This is a genomic window from Mesorhizobium sp. M4B.F.Ca.ET.058.02.1.1 (assembly GCF_003952505.1).
Taxonomy (GTDB): domain Bacteria; phylum Pseudomonadota; class Alphaproteobacteria; order Rhizobiales; family Rhizobiaceae; genus Mesorhizobium.
Window position 1 is genome coordinate 5,347,725 of record NZ_CP034450.1, and the last position, 13,378, is coordinate 5,361,102.

The window sequence follows — 13,378 nt, forward strand, 5'->3', positions numbered from 1 at the left end:
ATCGGCCCGCGGACGAAGGTGGCCGAAGGCGCGCTGATCGCAGCCAGGAACGCAGCTTGTCGTCATCGACGATGCCATCTCTAAAACAGAGCGCTCCCGCGGAAAGCGAAGTCCCGCAGGAGCGCAGTCGGTTGCCCTTTTAGGACGAACGCGAACTAAAGCAAGCCGGCTGCCGTCATCAGATCGGTCACTTTCTTGGAGTTCAGCGTCGTCGGATCGACTTTCGGCGCCTGCAGGTCGGCCAGCGGCACCAGCTTTGGGTTGGAGTCAGCGCCCTTGCCGACCGCGTATTCGAAGGAGGTGCCGTTCTTCAGCACGTCCTGGCCACCTTTGCCGGTCACCCATTTCAGGAACGCCTGGGCTTCCTTCGGGTACTTGCTCGAAGCCAGCACGCCGCCGCCGGAGATCGAAACGAAGGCGCCCGGATCCTGGTTCTTGAAATAGTGGAGCGCGACGTTCTTGCTGTTCTCGCCGGTCTTGGCCTGATCGCCGAAATAGTAATAGTGGTAGATCACGCCGCCTTCGATCTCGCCAGCATTGACCGCCTTCATCACGGTGTTGTTGCCCTTGTAGGCGGTGAAGTTCTCCTTCATCGCCTTCAGCCAGTCGGTCGTGGCGGGCTCGCCCTTCAGCTGTAGCAGCGCGCTGACGATGGCCTGGAAATCGGCGCCCGATGGAGAGGCGGCCCAGCGGCCCTTCCAGCTCGGATCGGCGAGGTCGATCAGTGACTTGGGCAACTGGTCTTCCTTGAGCTTGGTCTTGTCATAGGCAAAGACGGTGCTGCGGGCGGCAACGCCGACCCATTTGCCGGTGGCCGGCTGGTACTCCTGCGGCACCTGCGCCAGCGTGTCGGCGTCGACCGGCGCGAACAGGCCGGCAGCCTCAACGAGCGCCATGGCGGGCGAATTCTCGGTCAGGAACACATCGGCTGGCGAGGCCGCGCCCTCGGCGACGATCTGGTTGGAGAAATCGCTGTCGCCGCCATTGCGCAGCGTGACCTTGATGCCGGTTTCCTTGGTGAAGCCAGCTGCCCATTCCTTGGCCAGGCTCTCGTGCTGGGCGTTGTAGACGACGATGCCGGCATCCTCGGCAATGGCCGGGGCGGCAAACAGGCCGAGCGCCAGCACCGTGGCGCCGGCAAGCGTGGAAAGGGCTATTCTCATGGGCGTCGTCCTCGATCTGATGGTCTTGGTTGGCACGGCTGCACCTACCAATACCTGATTAAGCTAGTCAACATTTCAGGCCTGCTTCATTCGGTCGCCGGGCGCAACCTTTCGTGATTTTGCGGCACTTTGGCTTGGACATTATTTCGCCGGCCACGTAACAAATCAGCGCCGAGGCGCGAACATCGGGGGAGAAAACTCTTGTGACCGGCAACAACGAGGCCGAGCTTTCCCGGTTGCTCAAGGCCGCGATCGCGGGAGACGAAACGGCTTACGCCGGCTTTCTAACGCGGACGGCCGCTCTCGTGCGCGGCTTTGCCCGGCGCAAGATCGTTCAGGGCGGGGTCGACCCCGAGGATGTCGTGCAGGAAACCTTGCTGGCCATTCACGTCAAACGGCATACCTGGCGCCAGGACGCGCCGGTGCTGCCATGGATCTACGCCATTGCGCGCTTCAAGCTGATCGACGCCTTCCGGCGGCGCGGGCGGCGCATCGAGGTCGAGATCGACGAGATCGCCGAGACCTTCGCCGAGCCGGAAACCGAGACGGTGAGCGAACGCGACATCAACCGCGTGCTGGAGAGCTTGCCGCCGGCGCAGCGCTCGGTGGTCTCGGCGGTGTCGGTCGAGGGCCGCTCGATCGGCGAGACGGCGGCGAAATTCGGTATCAGCGAGACGGCGGTCAGGGTGTCGCTGCATCGCGGCCTTGCCGCCATAGCCAAACGGTTCGGACGACAGTGACATGAGGACCGAGGATCTCATCAAGGCGCTCGACGCCGATGTCCGCGGCAAGGCGATGCCGCTCGGCTCCGCCTGGTGGATGGCCATCGCGGCGGCGGGGGCAATCGCGGCGGCGGTGTTCTGGCTAACCATCGGTCCGCGTCCCGATCTCATGTCGGCCATGCACACCATGCGGTTCCTGTCCAAATTCGTCTTCACCATCGCGCTCGCCGTCAGCGCCTTCGTGTTGATCCGGGCCCTGTCGAGCCCCGGTGCGCCGACCTCCCGGGCGATGGCGTGGATGGCCGTCGCGCCCGTGTTGGTGGCCGTGGCGGTGATCCTCGAACTTTTCGTGGTGCCCCGGGTCGAATGGGGCACGCGGCTGGTCGGCTCCAACATGATGATCTGCATGACCTTCATCCCGCTGATCGGCCTCGGGCCGCTCGCCGTCTTCCTGAGGATGCTGCGCCATGGCGCTCCGACGCGGCCGGTGCTGGCGGGCGCGGTCGCCGGCCTGCTCGCCGGCGGAGTATCGGCGACCTTCTATGCCGTGCACTGCTTCGACGACTCTCCGCTTTTCGTCGCCACCTGGTACACGATCGCGGTTATCATCCTCACCGGCCTCGGAGCGCTCGGCGGGCGGTTCTTCGTACGCTGGTAGCGCCGCGCACACCGATCCTTAATCATGCCGGCAATTGTTTGCCGGTTAGCATCGTCGCTTGCGTCCCCGATGCAACCTTTCCTTAAAATCGATCCGCCAGGGTTGCATCGGCGTGCGATTGCGCATTGGGGTGGAACACTTTGTGACGTGGTGGAATTGGAAAGGCCCGCGGGCCGGCAGATACGCAGCGCTGATCCTGATGGCGGTCGGCCTTGTCGCCGCCGCGGCCTCGATCCTGTCGTCGCGCCTTGATCTCGGCGCCGAGACCCTCAAGCTCAGCCTGCAGGTGTCAGACGCCATGATCGCGGCGTCCCTGTTCCTCGCCGCCTTCTTCATCCGCCAGATCGTCGACGACCGCCGCCAGATCGCCGAAAGCGAGCAGCGCTTCCGCCGCGCCATGGAGGACTCGGCAATCGGCGTCGCCATCGTCGGGCTCGATGGCCGCATCGTGCAGACCAACCCGGCCTTCGCCGCCATGCTCGATTACAGTCGCGAGGAGATCGAGGCGAAAACCTTTTTCCAGATCACACATCCCGACGACCTGCAGATCGGCCGGGACACGATGGTGAGCCTGAAGGAAGGCAAGATCGATTCCTTCCATTTCGAGAAGCGATATCTCAGGAAGGATGGGACGCCGGTCTGGGCGCAGCTTGCCGGGTCGGTGATCCGCGACGAGGAGAGCGGCCGGCCGCTCTATCTGGTGTCGCAGATCGAGGACATCGACGCCCGCAAGAAGTCCGAGGCGCGCATCGCGGAGGCCGAAACGCGCTGGAATTTCGCGCTGGCCAGCGCCGGCCAGGGCGTCTGGGATTTCAATCTGCGCAAGGGCGGCACCACCTATTCCGCCACCTGGGTGAAGATGCTGGGCTATGCCGATGGCGAGCTGGACGGCGACCCCGATCGCTGGCTGGCGATGATCCATCCGGACGACCGAGCGATTGTCGACGAGGCCGATCGCGCCCATCTCGCCGGCGAGACGCCGTTCTTCGAGGCCGAGTACCGCATGCGCCACAAGTATGGCCATTGGATCTGGATCCTCGACCGCGGCAAGGCTCTCGAGCGTGACGGCGATGGGCGGCTGACCCGGGCCATTGGCAGCCTTACCGATATCACCCAGCGCAAGGAGGCCGAAGCGCGGCTCATCGTCTCGGCGGCGATGCTGGCCGACGAAAAGGAACGGCTGAGGGTGACGCTGCAGTCGATCGGCGACGCCGTCATCTGCACGGATGCCGCCAACCGCGTCACCTTCATGAATCCCATCGCCGAAAAGCTGACCGGCGTCGCGGCGGGCGACGGTCTCGGCAAGACGCTCGGTCATGTCTACTGGGCCGTCGACGAGGAAACGGGACAGCGGATCGGCGTGGCGCGACCCCCGGCCGGCAGCCCTGGCCCGGCGGACCACAACAGCCGCGCGGTGCTGATCCGGCGCGACGACACTCGCTGCAGCATCCGGCAGGTCGTGTCGCCGATCATCAACGAGCGAGCCGAGTTCTGCGGGCTGGTCATCGTGTTCCAGGATTTCACCGATGCGCGCGCCCTGCAGCGCCAACTCGCCCATGCTGCCGCGCATGACGCACTCACCGGCCTTGCCAACCGGTCGAGTTTCATCCACGCCATGGAGGACCTTGCCGATCAAAGCGGCAAGACCGGGGCGACGGCGTCCGCCGGAGACGGCGAGCATCAGTTCATGTTCATCGACCTCGACCATTTCAAGCAGGTCAACGACACGGGCGGCCACGCCGCCGGCGATGCCCTGCTGAAGCAAGTCGCCAATGCCATCCGTGGCGTGCTCGGCCCGGGAGACCTTGTCGCCCGCCTCGGCGGCGACGAATTCGCGGTCATCCTGAAATCGGGCTCCGCGGCTGGCGCCAGAATCGCGGCGTGTTCCATCATCGACGCGATCCGCGGCCTGAATTTCACCTGGGACGGCCGGGCGCATTCGATCGGCGCCAGCATCGGGCTGGCCCCGATCCGCGCCGGCTGCGGCGAGGTTGACGAGATCATCGCACGGGCCGACGCGGCCTGCTATGCGGCCAAGGCGGCCGGACGAGGCTGTGTTTCCACGGCGCCGGACGAGGACGCCGAAGGCGAACAGGCGCAAGCGGCCAAGCCGCTGGCGGCGGCGTCCTGAAAGCCGGGATCAGCGCGTCGGAACCGGATGCTCGCCGCGGTAGTCGTAGAAGCCGCGGCCGGTCTTGCGGCCGAGCCAGCCGGCCTCGACATATTTCACCAGCAGTGGGCAAGGGCGGTATTTCGAATCCGACAGGCCCTCATGCAGCACCTGCATGATCGACAGGCACGTATCCAGGCCGATGAAGTCCGCCAGCTGCAGCGGTCCCATCGGGTGGTTGGCGCCGAGCTTCATGGCGGTGTCGATCGCATCGACCGTGCCGACGCCCTCATAGAGCGTGTAGATTGCCTCGTTGATCATCGGCAACAGGATGCGATTGACGATGAAGGCGGGGAAATCCTCGGAGACGGTGATCGTCTTGTCGAGGTGCCTCACATAGGTCTTGGCGGCCTCGAAGGTTTGGTCCTCGGTGGCGATGCCGCGCACCAGCTCGACCAGCTTCATCACCGGAACCGGGTTCATGAAATGTATGCCGATGAACCGCTCTGGCCGATCGGTCTGCGCCGCAAGCCGTGTGATCGAGATCGACGAGGTGTTGGTTGCCAGGATCGCCTCGGGGTTTAACTGCGGGCAGAGCTGGGCATAAATCTTGCGCTTGACCGTCTCGTCCTCGGTGGCCGCCTCGATCACCAGATCGGCGCCGGCGAGATCGGCCATCGCGGACGCAGCCGAAATGCGTCCCATCGCCTCGTTGCGGGCCTTCTCCTCCAGTTTGCCGGAGCCCACCTGGCGCGCCATGTTGCCGCTGATCGTGGCGATGCCCTTCTCGATGCGCTCGGGCGAAATGTCGTAGATGAGCACCTTGTAGCCGGAAAGCGCAGAGACATGGGCGATGCCGCCGCCCATCTGGCCCGCGCCCACGATGCCGATCGTCTCGATCTTGCTCATTACACCGATCCCGTCGAAAAGGCCTTGGTGGCCGCTTTTTGTGCGGTGCAAACTAAAAGGGCGGGGCGACTTCGTCTACCCCGCCCTTCACAATTTAATACGCTTCGGCAGAGAGCGTCAAAGCGCCTTTTGCAGTTCCGGCAGGATGACGAAGAGATCGCCGACGAGGCCGTAGTCGGCGACCTGGAAGATCGGCGCCTCCTCGTCCTTGTTGATGGCGACGATGACTTTGGAATCCTTCATGCCGGCGAGGTGCTGGATGGCACCGGAAATACCGACGGCGATGTAGAGATCAGGGGCGACCACCTTGCCGGTCTGGCCGACCTGCCAGTCGTTCGGCGCATAGCCGGCATCGACCGCGGCGCGTGAAGCGCCGACGGCGGCGCCGAGCTTGTCGGCGACGGGCAGGATGACCTCCTGGAACTTCTCCGAGGAGCCGAGCGCGCGGCCGCCGGAAATGATGATCTTGGCCGAGGTCAGCTCCGGACGGTCGGTCTCGGAGAGCTTGTTCTCGACGAAGGAGGAGAGACCGGGATTAGCCGCGGCGCTAACCGTCTCGACGGCGGCCGAGCCGCCCTCGGGTGCTCCTTGGAAGGAAGCGGTGCGCACCGTGATCACCTTCTTGGCGTCGGTAGCCTGCACGGTCTGGATGGCGTTGCCGGCATAGATCGGACGCTTGAAGGTGTCGGGCGAGACCACCTCGATGATCTCGGACACCTGCGCGACGTCGAGCAGGGCAGCCACGCGAGGCGCGACGTTCTTGCCCGTCGAGGTGGCCGGAGCGATAATGGTATCGTAGGCGCCAGCCAGCGACACAACCAGTGCCGCGGTCGGCTCGGCGAGGCGCTCAGCAAGCTCGTCGGCCTCGGCGAGCAGCACCTTGTTCACGCCCTTCAGCTTCGAAGCGGCGTCCGCCGCGCCCTTGGCGCCCTTGCCGGCCACCAGCACATGCACGTCCGAACCGATCTGAAGCGCCGCCGACAGCGCCTTGGCGGTCTGGTCGGAAAGGGTTGCGTTGTCGTGTTCGGCGATGAGGAGAATAGCCATTTTCGTGTTCCTTTCCCGATCGCTTACAGCACGCCGGCTTCGTTCTTGAGCTTCTCGACCAGCTCGGCGACGCTCTTGACCTTTACGCCCGCCTTGCGGCCGCCCGGCTCCTCGGTCTTGATCACCTTGAGGCGCGGCTTGACGTCGGCGCCGTAGTCGGCTGGGCTTTTCTCGTCCAGCGGCTTCTTCTTGGCCTTCATGATGTTGGGCAGCGAGGCGTAGCGCGGCTGGTTGAGGCGAAGGTCGGCGGTGACGATCGCCGGCATCTTCAGCTCCACCGTCTGCAGGCCGCCATCGACCTCGCGCGTCACCTTGGCATGATCGCCGGCGAGTTCCACCTTGGAGGCGAAGGTGCCCTGAGCCCAGCCCAGCAGCGCCGCCAGCATCTGGCCGGTCTGGTTGCTGTCATCGTCGATCGCCTGCTTGCCGAGGATGACAAGGCCGGGCTGCTCGGCCTCGACCACGCCCTTCAGCACCTTGGCGACGCCGAGCGGCTCGGTCTGCTCGTCGGTCTTGACCAGGATAGCGCGGTCGGCACCCATGGCGAGCGCGGTGCGCAGCGTTTCCTGCGCCTGCTGCGGGCCGATCGAGACGACGATGATCTCTTCCGCCTTGCCGGCTTCCTTCAGCCGGATCGCTTCCTCCACCGCGATCTCGTCGAACGGGTTCATTGCCATCTTGACGTTGGCGAGCTCGACCGCCGAACCGTCCGACTTGACCCGCACCTTAACATTGGCATCCACAACCCGCTTCACGGGCACAAGGATCTTCATTTTCCTGTCACCTCTTTCAAGATTTTGGGCGCGCTATAGCAGCGCGCGCCGGGTCAGAGTTGTCGAAAGCCGACATTCCAGACGGAATTCTGGACTTCATCCGCCGTTGCGGTGGCGTTTCCGTAGTGGCGGGAATCGGGCTCGTCAATATCCGCGACGCACTCAAATCGGTTCAGTCCTGGCTTGAAGCGGCTCCTCGACCCCACTGTGGCGCGGGCTGCGCTGCAGCTGGAGCGCTGGCGGCTGGTTCGGCCGGGACGCGCGCCTGCTCGACGTCTGGCGCAGGTTCGGGTTCCCCGTCCGCGCCGGCCAGCAGCGGCACGCCGCGGTTGCGCAGGACGAGCACCAGGACGGAGCCGGCGATGATGCCGCCGATGTGGCAGGCCCAGGAGACCTGGTCCTCGCCGCCGGCGGCGAACATGACGATCTGGAAGACGATCCACAGGATCAGCGGGATGAAGGCGGGGATGCGCAAGGGAATGCGGGCGAAGGCGAGCACCCAGACCTTCACCCTTGGGTAGAGGATCAGATAGGCGGCGACGACGCCGGCAATGGCGCCGGAGGCGCCGATCAGCGGCACCTGCGAATCCCAGGCCACCAACCCCTGGAAGAAGGCGCCGGCAATGGCGCAGGCGAGGTAGAAGATCAAATAGCGGATATGACCGAGGGCATCCTCGACATTGTCGCCGAACACCCACAGGAACAGCATGTTGCCGCCGAGGTGGAAAATGTCGGCGTGCAGGAAGGAATAGGTCAGGTAGCTCAGGCTCTCCGGGATGACGACGAATTCGGGCGAAAGCTCGACCTTGTCGTGGACGACGGAGGGGATGAAGCCGAGGCCGAGCACCGCCGCGTTGGTGAAATCCTCGCCGCCGAGCGTGGTGGCGAAATAGACGAGGACGTTGGCGACGATCAGGCCGATCGTCACATATTGCAGGTGGATGTGACGCAGTCTGTTGGTGTCGTATAGCGGGATGAACATGAGACCCTGGCCCTTCCGCTTCCACGTGGAGTCAGCGGTTCTTGCCGGGAACCCATAACACGTCGGCCTTTCCATTGTCATTGACCGCACGGGCGGCGACGAACAGAAAGTCGGAGACGCGGTTGATGTACTTGATCGCCTCGCGGTTGACCGGCTCGCCGGGGTCCTGCGCCAGCGCCACCATGATCCGCTCGGCCCGCCGCGCCACCGTGCGGGCAAGGTGAAGTGCGGCCGCCGCCGGCGTGCCGCCGTTCAGCACGAAGGATTTGAGCGGCTGCAGTTCCTTGTTGAGGAGGTCGATATCCTTCTCGACGCGATCGGTCTGCGAGGCGACGATACGCAACGGCTCATAGCTGAGCGGCTTGCCGTCATCCGGCACGGCGAGATCGGCGCCGAGATCGAAAAGGTCGTTCTGGATGCGGGACAGCATGGCGTCGATCGAGGGATGGCTGTCAACGGTGTGGATGCGGGCCATGCCGATGCAGGCATTGGCCTCGTCGACCGTGCCGTAGGCGTCGATGCGCAGGTCGGATTTCAGCCGCCGCTCGCCGGTGCCGAGGCCGGTGGTGCCGTCGTCGCCGGTGCGGGTATAAATCTTGTTGAGCTTGACCACGCGCCGCCTCTCCGGTCACTTGCGGGTGAAATACACCGCCAGCATGATCAGCACCAAGGCGATGAACTGCAACAGCACGCGCGCCTGCATCAGCTTGTTGGAGGTCATGCTGGAGCCGCCGCGCAGCATGTTGATCAGACCACGGATCAGGACGAACACCACGGCGAGCATGACGAGGACGGCGAGGATATTGAAGACGGTTGCCATAGTCTTTTTCCAATCAGTTCCGTTCAGGCGCGTTTGGAGAGCAGGCGGTAGAGCAACGATGCCGGCAGGATGCGTTTGAGGATCACGCCGATCCTGGCCGGCACTGTTACCACATAGTGTGGGCGTGGGCGCCGCGACAGAAGCGCATGGCGCAACGCGGTGTGGACCACCTCCGGTCCGGGCTTCAGCCGCGAGGTGCTGCCGCCGGCTCGCAGCCGCGCCAGTTGCGCCTCGTAGTCAGCGCGGTGGACGGAATGCTCATGATCGATGTTCTTCAGGAACCAGAACAGCCCGTTCGAGGCGATCTTCGACGTCACCGGCCCCGGCTCGATCAGCGAGACATGGATGCCGCTGCCCAGAAGCTCCTGATGCAGGCACAGCATCAGCCCTTCCAGCGCGTGCTTGGAGGCCGAGTAGGCGCCGCGAAAGCGGACCGGCGTCAGCCCGAGGATGGAGGAACAGTGGACGAGCCGGCCATGGCCCTGGCGGCGCATCACCGGCACGATGCGGCGGGTGAGATCGTGCCAGCCGAAGAGATTGACCTCGAACTGCTCTTTGAGCGCCGAAACCGGCAGGTCCTCGACGGCCCCGGGCTGCGCATGGGCGCCGTTGTTGAACAGCGCGTCGAGCCGTCCGCCTGTGCGCTCCAGCACCGAGGCGACCAGCGCCTCGATCGAGGCGGGCTCGCGATAGTCGAGATAGAAGGTCTCGATGCCGTCGGCCTCGAGCGCCGCGATGTCGGCCGGCTTGCGCGCCGTCGCGAACACCCGCCAGCCTTCCGCCTTCAGCGCCCGGGCGCAATGGGCGCCAATCCCGGAAGAGGCACCGGTAACGATGATGGTGCGCGGCGCGTTCACGGCGGAGTTTGACCTAGGGTTGCCATTTGCCGCATTCCCTTCCCATATTCGCGGCGTCGAGACAATCGAAGGGAACGCGGTACGTGTTGCGGAAGATCGTCGCCCTGCGCCGCGTGCTCTATGACGCGATCGGTCACTTCAACACCGATGACGGCTGGGCGATGGCCAGCCATCTGGCGATCACCTCGCTGATGGCGCTGTTCCCGTTCCTGATCTTCGCGACGACGCTGGCGAGCTTCCTCGGCGCGCAGGCCTTCGCCGACACCGCCGTGCATCTGGTCTTCGACACCTGGCCGGAGCAGATCGCCAAGCCGATCGCGCGCGAGGTGCTGAACGTGCTCACCGTCAGGCGCACCGACCTGTTGACCTACGGCGTGCTGCTCGCCGCCTACTTCGCCTCGAACGGCATCGAGGCGCTGCGCACCTCGCTCAACCGCGCCTATCGGGTGTCGGAAACGCGCGGCATCATCTATCGCCGCGTCCAGAGCATCATCTTCGTGCTGATCGCCACGGCCTGTTTCCTGGCGATCAGCGTGCTCCTGGTGTTCGCTCCGCTCTTGGCGCGGTTGGCGGAGGCCCATCTCGAATGGATCAGGCCCTATATGGGCACGATCACCCTATGGCGCTACATCATCGCCTCGACGGTCATCGTCATCGGCCTGTTCGCGGTGCACTTCTGGCTGCCGGCAGGCAAGCGCCGCTTGCTGTCGATCGTGCCGGGCATCATCTTCACGCTGGCGGCCTGGCTGGCCGGCTCGACCATCTTTGCCACCTATCTCGACCATTTCTCGTCCTATGTGACGACCTATGCCGGCCTCGCCTCGATTATGATCGCGGTCGTCTTCCTCTACATCGTGTCGGCGATCTTTATCCTTGGCGGCGAGCTCAATGCCGCAATCAGCCGCTATCTCGAGGCGCGCGCCCGCATCGGTTGAGACCGTCCGGGGCTGGCCGGCCGCGCGGTCGCCAGCCCGACGCCGAGCGTGGCGATCGCCATGCCGACGATCTGCAGGAGGTTGAGATGCTCGCCGAACAGCGCCCACGCGATGACCGCGGTGACCGCCGGTACGAGGTAAAACAGCGAGGCGACCTTCGACATCTCGCCGTCGCGGATCATCACCATCAGCAGGAAGATGGCGCCGATCGACAGTACCAGCACCAGCCAGGCCAAGGCGAAGATCAACTCGCCATTGATGGTGACGGTGCGCGTCTCGAAGGCGAGCGAGGCGAGCACCATCAGCGCGGCGCCGCCGACATATTGCCACATCGTCGCGGTCACCAGGTCGCCGCCGGAGGCGAAGCGTTTCTGCCAGACGGTGCCGGCGCTCATGGCCAGCACCGAGACCAACGAAGCGGTCAGCGTCGCAGCGGTGACGCCGCCGCCAACGGCTCCAAGCTTCGGCCACAGCACGATGACGACGCCGACCAACCCGACGGCGAGGCCGATCCAATGGCGTGGCAGGATCGCCTCGCCGAGGAACTTGCCGGCAAGCACCGCCGTGATCAGTGGCTGCAGGCCGACGATCAGCGCCGAGAAGCCGGCGGGCATCCCCCTGTGGATCGCCCAGAACACGGCGCCGAGATAGACGCCATGCATCAGCAGGCCGGCAACCGCGGCGTGGCAGGCCTCCGCGCGGGAGGCTTTCCTGGAGCCGAGCACGGTCGTGAGAACGGCGAGCAGGATGGCGGCCAGGACGAAGCGCGCGGCCAGGAAGGTGAAAGGCTCTGCCCAGGGCATGGCATAGCGCGCGCCAATGAAGCCGGTCGCCCACAGGACGACGAAAGAGGCGGGGATGAACCGCTTGATGCTGTGCATGTCCGGGGGCCTGTCGCTTGGGTGAAGAGGTAACTAGCGCGATTGCTCTAATGCCGTTCAATCCGGCAATCAAAACGAAACGATTGATCCATAAGCTCACTCGAATTCAACACAGGGCGCCACGACAGCCGATAGCTGCCGTTGGATCAGGGGCATGGCGTTCAGCGCGCCATGGGCAGGCATGCTTTTGCATCTCGACACAAGCTGGCTGCTGATGACGGTTGCGACCGTCGCGGTCTTCGGCTTCTTCTTCGGCACCGCGCTCGACGCCATCATGCAGGAGGACGGTTTCGGCTCGACCGGCAACACGCTCCTGTTCACGCTTGGCTTCTTCGTCGCGATCATGGTCGCCAACGAGCACGGCATCAGCCTCAGGGACCTCAAGCTGGCGGTTGCCTGCGGCCTGGGCGGCGCCTTTACCTTCATCAGCGGCATGGCGCTGATCAAGGCAGGCCTGGCGCGCTGGTGATGGGTACGCCGATATTCAGGTGAGGCCGGCCTGCGAATGGCGGTTTCCTGCGCTTCCGGTGCTCACGTACTTGAAGTACGCTCCGCTCCGATTCTCGGAACCCGCCATTCTCGACTCGGCCTGACCTGAATCTCAGCATACCCAGTTCGAGGAATCCTAAAGGCCGACCAGCCGCCGGACATCGTCCGGCGAGGCGCCGGCCTGCCTGAGCGCGGCGAGGCCGGTATCGCCGAGGCTCTTCGACAGCTTGCGGCCGTCCGGGCCGAGGATCAACGGGTGGTGGAAATAGGCCGGCTGCGGCAGGCCGAGCAGGTCCTGCAGAAGGCGCTGAACGCCGGTCGCCAGGAACAGGTCCTGGCCGCGCACGACATGGCTGATGCCTTGCAGCGCGTCGTCGACGACCACGGCGAGGTGATAGCTCGTTGGGATGTCGCGCCTTGCCACGATCACGTCGCCCCAGTCCTGCGGCCGCGCCTCGATGCGCCGCGTGCCGCCGAGTGTGTCGTCACTGAATTCGGTCCATGACAGGTCGGCGGAAACGCACGCCATCGACTTTTCGATATCCAGCCGCCAGGCGAAGGGCAGGTTCTCGGCGATCCGTCGCTTCCGTTCCCTGATCGGCAAGGCCTTGTCCATGGCGGGATAGAGCGGCACGCCGTCGGGATCGCGCGGCCAGTCGCGGCCGCGCTTGTCGCTCCCGGCGATATGGGCCCTGATCTCGCCACGGCTCATAAAGGCGGGATAGACGAGCTCTTCCCCAATCAGCCGGTCGAGCACCGCCTGGTATTCGGCGAAGTGCTCGGACTGGCGGCGCACCGGTTGTTCCCACGCCAGCTCCAGCCATTCCAGGTCGCGATAGATGCCGGCTTCGAATTCCGGCGTGCAGCGCGTGGTGTCGATGTCCTCGATGCGCAGCAGCAGGCGGCCGCCCGCCGCCGATGCCAGTTTCTGGTTGAGCAGCGCCGAATAGGCATGGCCGAGATGCAGGTCGCCGTTCGGGCTCGGCGCGAAGCGGAATGTCAGCAGCGTCATCTCTTTGGCGGCAATCGGGT

General features: G+C 64.9%; 15 protein-coding genes. 5 read left to right on the forward strand and 10 right to left on the reverse strand.

The genetic code is table 11. The features are described 5' to 3' along the window. Positions 1–155: 155 nt before the first annotated feature. A complete protein-coding gene (locus EJ073_RS25975; protein WP_126058109.1) occupies positions 156–1,163 on the reverse strand; it encodes an iron ABC transporter substrate-binding protein in 1,008 nt (335 codons plus the stop codon). A gap of 203 nt (positions 1,164–1,366) precedes the next feature. On the opposite strand from EJ073_RS25975, the gene EJ073_RS25980 reads away from it, so the two are divergent. The 3 genes from EJ073_RS25980 (at position 1,367) to EJ073_RS25990 (ending at position 4,674) form a co-directional block, all read left to right on the forward strand. Then, complete coding sequence (locus EJ073_RS25980) at positions 1,367–1,903, forward strand: sigma-70 family RNA polymerase sigma factor (RefSeq protein WP_126058110.1); 537 nt, start codon at positions 1,367–1,369, stop codon at positions 1,901–1,903. Position 1,904: 1 nt separating this feature from the next. Next, positions 1,905–2,543, forward strand: a complete 639-nt coding sequence (locus EJ073_RS25985) for an NrsF family protein (protein ID WP_126058111.1) — start codon at positions 1,905–1,907, stop codon at positions 2,541–2,543. A gap of 142 nt (positions 2,544–2,685) precedes the next feature. Further along, positions 2,686–4,674 (forward strand): PAS domain S-box protein, encoded by a 1,989-nt coding sequence (locus EJ073_RS25990; RefSeq protein WP_245455366.1) that lies wholly within the window; start codon positions 2,686–2,688, stop codon positions 4,672–4,674. Positions 4,675–4,683: 9 nt separating this feature from the next. Here EJ073_RS25990 and EJ073_RS25995 read toward each other — a convergent pair whose 3' ends face one another. From EJ073_RS25995 to EJ073_RS26025, 7 genes are all read right to left on the reverse strand, one after another. After that, positions 4,684–5,562: a 3-hydroxybutyryl-CoA dehydrogenase gene (locus EJ073_RS25995; protein ID WP_126058112.1), complete on the reverse strand. Its 879-nt coding sequence runs from the start codon at positions 5,560–5,562 to the stop codon at positions 4,684–4,686. 117 nt (positions 5,563–5,679) lie between these two features. Continuing rightward, on the reverse strand, positions 5,680–6,609 hold the full coding sequence (locus EJ073_RS26000) for an electron transfer flavoprotein subunit alpha/FixB family protein (RefSeq protein ID WP_126058113.1): 930 nt from the start codon (positions 6,607–6,609) through the stop codon (positions 5,680–5,682). A 23-nt stretch (positions 6,610–6,632) separates the two neighbouring features. Further along, positions 6,633–7,382, reverse strand: a complete 750-nt coding sequence (locus EJ073_RS26005; protein ID WP_126058114.1) for an electron transfer flavoprotein subunit beta/FixA family protein — start codon at positions 7,380–7,382, stop codon at positions 6,633–6,635. A gap of 172 nt (positions 7,383–7,554) precedes the next feature. Beyond that, a complete protein-coding gene (locus EJ073_RS26010; protein ID WP_126058115.1) occupies positions 7,555–8,364 on the reverse strand; it encodes a rhomboid family intramembrane serine protease in 810 nt (269 codons plus the stop codon). 31 nt (positions 8,365–8,395) lie between these two features. Beyond that, the gene (locus EJ073_RS26015) at positions 8,396–8,977 is read right to left on the reverse strand and encodes a cob(I)yrinic acid a,c-diamide adenosyltransferase (RefSeq protein WP_126058116.1); all 582 of its coding nucleotides are present in this window, start codon (positions 8,975–8,977) and stop codon (positions 8,396–8,398) included. 15 nt (positions 8,978–8,992) lie between these two features. Further along, positions 8,993–9,184: a twin transmembrane helix small protein gene (locus EJ073_RS26020; protein ID WP_126058117.1), complete on the reverse strand. Its 192-nt coding sequence runs from the start codon at positions 9,182–9,184 to the stop codon at positions 8,993–8,995. A gap of 23 nt (positions 9,185–9,207) precedes the next feature. Beyond that, positions 9,208–10,041: an SDR family oxidoreductase gene (locus EJ073_RS26025; RefSeq protein WP_126058118.1), complete on the reverse strand. Its 834-nt coding sequence runs from the start codon at positions 10,039–10,041 to the stop codon at positions 9,208–9,210. A gap of 83 nt (positions 10,042–10,124) precedes the next feature. On the opposite strand from EJ073_RS26025, the gene EJ073_RS26030 reads away from it, so the two are divergent. Beyond that, complete coding sequence (locus EJ073_RS26030) at positions 10,125–10,976, forward strand: YihY/virulence factor BrkB family protein (RefSeq protein WP_126058119.1); 852 nt, start codon at positions 10,125–10,127, stop codon at positions 10,974–10,976. Here EJ073_RS26030 and EJ073_RS26035 read toward each other — a convergent pair. Further along, positions 10,946–11,857 carry a DMT family transporter gene (locus tag EJ073_RS26035; RefSeq protein WP_126058120.1) on the reverse strand — a complete coding sequence of 304 codons (912 nt, stop codon included), beginning with the start codon at positions 11,855–11,857 and terminating at the stop codon, positions 10,946–10,948. The two genes, EJ073_RS26030 and EJ073_RS26035, sit on opposite strands and share 31 nt — an antisense overlap. Before the next feature lie 154 nt (positions 11,858–12,011). On the opposite strand from EJ073_RS26035, the gene EJ073_RS26040 reads away from it, so the two are divergent. Further along, on the forward strand, positions 12,012–12,326 hold the full coding sequence (locus EJ073_RS26040) for a hypothetical protein (RefSeq protein WP_245455368.1): 315 nt from the start codon (positions 12,012–12,014) through the stop codon (positions 12,324–12,326). A 156-nt stretch (positions 12,327–12,482) separates the two neighbouring features. Here the strand turns inward: EJ073_RS26040 and gluQRS are convergent, their stop codons facing one another. Then, complete coding sequence (gene gluQRS, locus EJ073_RS26045) at positions 12,483–13,358, reverse strand: tRNA glutamyl-Q(34) synthetase GluQRS (RefSeq protein WP_126058121.1); 876 nt, start codon at positions 13,356–13,358, stop codon at positions 12,483–12,485. Positions 13,359–13,378 lie beyond the last annotated feature (20 nt).

Bases quoted from the DNA above. Each gene is read 5' to 3' on its own strand.
- gluQRS (WP_126058121.1), bottom strand. From the start codon at position 13,358: ATGACGCTGCTGACATTCCGCTTCGCGCCGAGCCCGAACGGCGACCTG.
- EJ073_RS26040 (WP_245455368.1), top strand. From the start codon at position 12,012: ATGGCGTTCAGCGCGCCATGGGCAGGCATGCTTTTGCATCTCGACACA.
- EJ073_RS25975 (WP_126058109.1), bottom strand. From the start codon at position 1,163: ATGAGAATAGCCCTTTCCACGCTTGCCGGCGCCACGGTGCTGGCGCTC.
- EJ073_RS26020 (WP_126058117.1), bottom strand. From the start codon at position 9,184: ATGGCAACCGTCTTCAATATCCTCGCCGTCCTCGTCATGCTCGCCGTG.
- EJ073_RS26005 (WP_126058114.1), bottom strand. From the start codon at position 7,382: ATGAAGATCCTTGTGCCCGTGAAGCGGGTTGTGGATGCCAATGTTAAG.
- EJ073_RS26035 (WP_126058120.1), bottom strand. From the start codon at position 11,857: ATGCACAGCATCAAGCGGTTCATCCCCGCCTCTTTCGTCGTCCTGTGG.
- EJ073_RS25985 (WP_126058111.1), top strand. From the start codon at position 1,905: ATGAGGACCGAGGATCTCATCAAGGCGCTCGACGCCGATGTCCGCGGC.
- EJ073_RS26010 (WP_126058115.1), bottom strand. From the start codon at position 8,364: ATGTTCATCCCGCTATACGACACCAACAGACTGCGTCACATCCACCTG.
- EJ073_RS25995 (WP_126058112.1), bottom strand. From the start codon at position 5,562: ATGAGCAAGATCGAGACGATCGGCATCGTGGGCGCGGGCCAGATGGGC.
- EJ073_RS26000 (WP_126058113.1), bottom strand. From the start codon at position 6,609: ATGGCTATTCTCCTCATCGCCGAACACGACAACGCAACCCTTTCCGAC.